This window comes from Halolamina salina (assembly GCF_042678005.1).
In the GTDB taxonomy this organism is placed as follows: domain Archaea; phylum Halobacteriota; class Halobacteria; order Halobacteriales; family Haloferacaceae; genus Halolamina; species Halolamina salina.
In genome coordinates this window covers 23,171-26,000 of the sequence record NZ_JBHUDH010000035.1, presented here as the reverse complement: position 1 = coordinate 26,000, position 2,830 = coordinate 23,171, and the positions used below count along the sequence as shown (strand labels likewise).

The window sequence follows — 2,830 nt, the reverse complement described above, 5'->3', positions numbered from 1 at the left end:
TCGACAGCCTCGCGATGGGCGGGCGGATGGTGATCTGCGGCGCCACCTCCGGCCCGGACCCCGACATCGACATCCGCTCGGTGTACCAGCGCCACCGGCGGATCCTCGGGACGCCGATGGGGAGCCGGCAGGACTTCCGGGACGTGGGGCGCCTGATCGCCCGCGGTGAGGTGTCGCCGGTCGTCGACCGCGTGCTCCCGCTCGACCGCGTCGCGGAGGGCCACCGCGCCATCGAGAACCGCGAGGTGTTCGGCAAGGTCGTCGTGACGCCACAGGAGTGAGCGGCTGGCGCCGACCCGGGAGCCATCCGGTGGTCGGCACGCGAAGATTTTTGTGCCGTGGATTGACTTACCAATACGATGTCTCAGGAGAGCGCCGGCGAGAAGTCGCTAGACCGGTACGAATCACGTCTCACGGACGCGGTGTCGATCGACGAGCCCTGGGCGCTGCTCGAGGAGTTCTCGGAGTTGGAGCGCGTCTCCGGCACCGAGGACGAGCGGCGGGCCGCCGAGTACCTCACTGGGCGGCTGGACGCGTTCGGCGTCGAGTACGAGCGCTACGACCCCGAACTGTACATCAGCCAGCCCCACGACGCGTCGATCACGGTCGACGACGGCGCCTTCGAGCCGGGACCGGTGAAGACCGTCGCGTTCTCGGCGTCGAGGGAGGTGACCGGCGAACTGGTGTACGTCGGCGAGGCCGAGCAGAGCGACGTCGGCGCCGACGAGGGGAGCCAGTACCACGCCGTGAACGTCACCCGCCCCTACGCCGACGTGGACGATCTGGACGGGAAAGTCGCGCTCACCGCGGCGGGGAGCCTCTCGATCCGGGCGACCCGAGTGCTCGAACAGAAGGGCGCCGCCGGCGTGATCGCGATCCACGAACACGAGCGCGAGCCACACGACGGGATCGCCACCTCCGTCTGGGGCGGCGCGCCCCCCTACGACGAGAAGGAGCGCATCCCGGACATCCCGATCGCCAACGTCACCCGCCCGGACGGCGACGAACTGCGGACGTACGCCGACGCCGAGGCGACCCACGAGGTGACGCTCGGAACCGACGTGACGACCGACTGGATGGCGTGTCCGATCGTCGAGGCACGCATCGAGGGCGAGGCCGCCGACCCCGACGACGAGGACTTCGTGCTGCTGCACGGCCACTACGACTCGTGGGCGGTCGGGGTGACGGACAACGCGACCGGCGACGCCGGGCTGCTGGAGTTGGCCCGCGTCTTCGACGCACACGCCGACGAACTGCAGCGTGACCTCCGTGTCGCGTGGTGGCCCGGCCACTCCACGGGGCGATACGCCGGCTCGACGTGGTACGCCGACGAGTTCGCCATGGAGCTCGCCGAGCACTGTGTCGCCCACGTCGACATGGACAGCCCGGGGGCGAAAGGCTCCACCGAGTACGTCGACATGGCGTGCTGGATGCCGGAGATGCACGGCGTGGTCGCCGGCGCGATCGAGGACGCCACCGGCGCCCCCTACAGCGAGAACCGCCCCCGACGTGCGGGCGACTACTCGTTCAACAACCTCGGCGTCTCGGGCGCGTTCACCCTCTCCTCGAACATCCCCGCCGACGTGCGGGAGACGATGCGCTGGCACACGGTCGGCGGCTGCGGCGGGAACGCCGACGCGTGGCACCTCAGCACCGACACGATCGACAAGGCGGGCAAGCCCGAGCTGGTCCGGGACATCCGGATGTACGCCGTGCTGGTGTCGCGGCTGCTCCGGGCGGACGTGCTCCCCCACGACCACGCTCGCAACGTCGAGCGCCACCGCTCGATCGTCGCTGAGTACGACGAGCTCGCTGGCGACGCCTTCGACTTCGGCCCCACGCTCGACGCGCTGGACGAGCTCGCCGACGCGGTCGAGTCGTTCTACGACGCGGTCGAGGCCGGCGAGATCGACCCCGAAACCGCGAACGAGGCGATCAAGACGCTGTCGCGAACGCTGACACGGCTCAACTTCGTCAGCGACGGGCAGTTCGAGCAGGACCCCGCGTACAACCGACCGCCGTACCCGCGCTTCGAGCACACGTCGCTGTTCGAGGCGTACGACGAGGACGACGACGAGTACCGGTTCCTGCAGGTCGAGCTGCGACGGGCACAGAACGACGCGGTGTTCGAGCTGTCGCGGCTGCGGGAGCAGCTACCGAACTGACGGCGGCACCGACGGCTCAGTCGAACAGCGCGTCGTCGAGTTCGACGCCCAGTCCCGGACCGTCCGGGACCGGGGTGTCCGGCGCCCGCTCGATCGGTCGATCGACCGGGTCTTCTGCGATCAGGTTGGCGCCCAGCTCCGCCGCCGAGGAGAGCGTCGGGAGCACCGACGCCACGTGGAGGTTCGCCGCCACGCCGAGGGAGGTCTCGAACGCGCTAACCAGCGTCACCGGGAGGCCGGCGTCGGCCGCCAGTTCGCCCATCCGGACGATCTCGGTCAGCGAGCCCGCCTTGGCGAGCTTCGCACACACCCCCGAGACCGCCGCAGGCTCTCGCGTGAGCTCGCGAACGTCCGCCGCGTCGTGGATCGCCTCGTCGGCGAACACCGGCACCCCGCGGACGGTCCGCAGCGACCGGAGGTCGCCGACGGCGTCGGCGGCCACGGGCTGCTCGTAGTACTCGACGAACGCCTGCCGTTCGATCCGGTCGATGGCCCGACCCGCCCGTTCGTACGACTCCCAGCCGGTGTTCGCGTCGGCGCGGACGAACACCTCCTCTGGGTCGGCTCGGTCGGCTAGCTCGCGGGTGACGGCGTTGATCCGCGCGGCGTCGGCGTCGAGGTCGGTGTAGCTGAACGGGTTCTGCCACCCCGGCGCGTCGGCGAAC

3 protein-coding genes are annotated in these 2,830 nt (G+C 70.4%); 2 read left to right on the top strand and 1 reads right to left on the bottom strand.

The window, feature by feature from the left end:
* Together ACFR9S_RS04460 and ACFR9S_RS04455 are read left to right on the top strand one after the other, a co-directional pair.
* Positions 1–281: zinc-binding dehydrogenase (locus ACFR9S_RS04460; protein WP_379818143.1), on the top strand; the 281-nt coding region annotated here is incomplete at its 5' end.
* A gap of 78 nt (positions 282–359) precedes the next feature.
* Complete coding sequence (locus ACFR9S_RS04455) at positions 360–2,165, top strand: M28 family peptidase (protein ID WP_379818142.1); 1,806 nt, start codon at positions 360–362, stop codon at positions 2,163–2,165.
* 16 nt (positions 2,166–2,181) lie between these two features.
* On the opposite strand, the gene ACFR9S_RS04450 is transcribed toward ACFR9S_RS04455, so the two are convergent.
* A partial coding sequence (locus tag ACFR9S_RS04450; protein WP_379818141.1) for an enolase C-terminal domain-like protein occupies positions 2,182–2,830 on the bottom strand: 649 nt, incomplete at its 5' end.